The sequence below is a fragment of the Streptomyces alkaliphilus genome, from assembly GCF_014141535.1.
In the GTDB taxonomy this organism is placed as follows: Bacteria; Actinomycetota; Actinomycetes; order Streptomycetales; family Streptomycetaceae; genus Streptomyces; species Streptomyces alkaliphilus.
On sequence record NZ_VKHT01000994.1, the window covers coordinates 1 to 1,828 of the forward strand.

Below are 1,828 nucleotides of genomic sequence, written 5' to 3' on the forward strand. Positions count from 1 at the left end.
ACCCAGTCGCAGCCGACGGAGGAGACGACCCAGCCGTGACGATCCCTTCGACATCCCCGACATCCCCGACATCCCCGACCTCTTCGGGGGCCGCGTCCCTTGGCGCGGACGCCGGAACCCCCACCCTGACCCACCACCACGGCGACCGCGTGGTGGTGACGGTCGGGGACACCGAGATCCTGTCCTACGTCTACCGCCCCGACCCGGAGCCGTACGAGTCCCGCAAGCCCTACGCCCACCCGGTGCGCACCCTGGCGGGCAACACCGTCACCGGGTACCGCCCCAACGACCACCGGTGGCACAAGGGCGTGCAGATGACCTCCAGTCACCTGTCGGAGCAGAACTTCTGGGGCGGCAACTCCTACATCCACGGCAAGGGGTACCAGCGCATCCCCGAGCGGGTCGGGTGGATGCGGCACGACGGCTTCGAGACGGTCACCGCCGACACCGAGCGGGCGCGCCTGGACGAGAACCTGACCTGGATCAACCACACCGGCGAGGAATGGTGTCGCGAACGCCGGGGCCTGCTGGTGCACTCGGTGGACCCGGTGGGCGGCGCCTGGGCGCTGGACTGGTCGATCCACCTGACCAACGTCCGTGACCTGCCGCTGCGGTTCGGCAGCCCGACCACCGCCGGGCGGGAGATGGCCGGCTACACCGGTCTGCAGTGGCGCGGTCCGCGTGACTTCGCGGGTGGGCGGGTGCTCACCCCCGCCGGGCCCTCCACCGACCGGGAGACCATGGGCACCCCGGTGGCCGAGGCGCCCTGGCTGGGTTTCACCGCCGTGCACGACGAGGTGGACGACAGCTCCACCCTGGTCTTCGCGCACCACCCGGACAACGAGCGCTCCATCCACCCCTCGCACTGGTTCGTGCGCTCCCTGCCCTGGCCCACCGTCGCCCTCTCCTGGGCGTTCTTCGAGGAGTTCGAGCTCGCTCCCGGCGACTCCTTCTCCCACCGCTACCGGATGGTCGTCGCCGACGGGGAGTGGGACGTCGAGCGGGTGGAGGGTTGGCTGAAGGCCCACCCGTGGGACGAGGGCCCGAACGGCGCCGGTGGGGCGGCCGGGTGAGCGCCGCGGCGCACGACGGTCCGGGCGGCGGGGCCAGCCCCGGGCCGCACCCGGCCGACGCGGCGGTCTTCGCCCCGCTGCCGGACCCACTGCCCGGCGGGGTCGGGATCTCCCACATCACCGCCTACGACTGGCCCGCCGCCGACGGGGTCTGCTCCGGCAGCCCCCATCTGCACCTGGCCTGTGCCGAGGCGTACGTGGTCACGGCGGGGGAGGGAGAGGTGCAGACCCTGACCCCCTTCCTGCCGGAGGGTGCCGTGGAACCCGGTGCCGGGGCGGCGGGGACCGCCGGGGACGGAGCGCCGCCCGAGCCACGCGGGTATCGCGCCCACCCCCTGGCACCGGGCGCGGTGGTCTGGTTCACGCCGGGCACCGTCCACCGGATGGTCAACCGGGGTGGTCTGCGGGTGACGGTCGTCATGCAGAACAGCGGGTTGCCGGAGGCCGGGGACGCCGTGCTGACCCTGCCCCCCGAGTACCTCACGGACGCCGGGACCTACGCCCGGGCGGTGGCCCTCCCGCCGCCCGACGACCCGGCGGCCGGAGAGGCCGCCCGGCGCCGCCGGGACCTCGCGGTGGCCGGCTACACGGAATTGCGGCGGGCGCTGGAGGCCGGCGACGACGGCCCGTTGCGGGAGTTCCGCGCGGCGGCGGCCCGGTTGGTGGCGCCCCGGGTGGCCGCCTGGCGGGAACGCTGGCGGGCGGGGGCGATGGAGGCGGCACTGCGCACCGGCCGGGTCCTGGAGGCGTTGGAG

At 74.5% G+C, this 1,828-nt stretch carries 2 protein-coding genes; both read left to right on the forward strand.

Features of this window, described 5'->3' with window-relative positions; all coding sequences use genetic code 11:
* Nucleotides 1-125 precede the first annotated feature (125 nt).
* Nucleotides 126-1,073 (forward strand): DUF6807 domain-containing protein, encoded by a 948-nt coding sequence (locus FNQ90_RS21840; protein ID WP_182607920.1) that lies wholly within the window; start codon nucleotides 126-128, stop codon nucleotides 1,071-1,073.
* A gap of 77 nt (nucleotides 1,074-1,150) precedes the next feature.
* On the forward strand, nucleotides 1,151-1,828 hold a 678-nt coding region (locus FNQ90_RS21845; RefSeq protein ID WP_228471469.1), incomplete at its 3' end, for a hypothetical protein.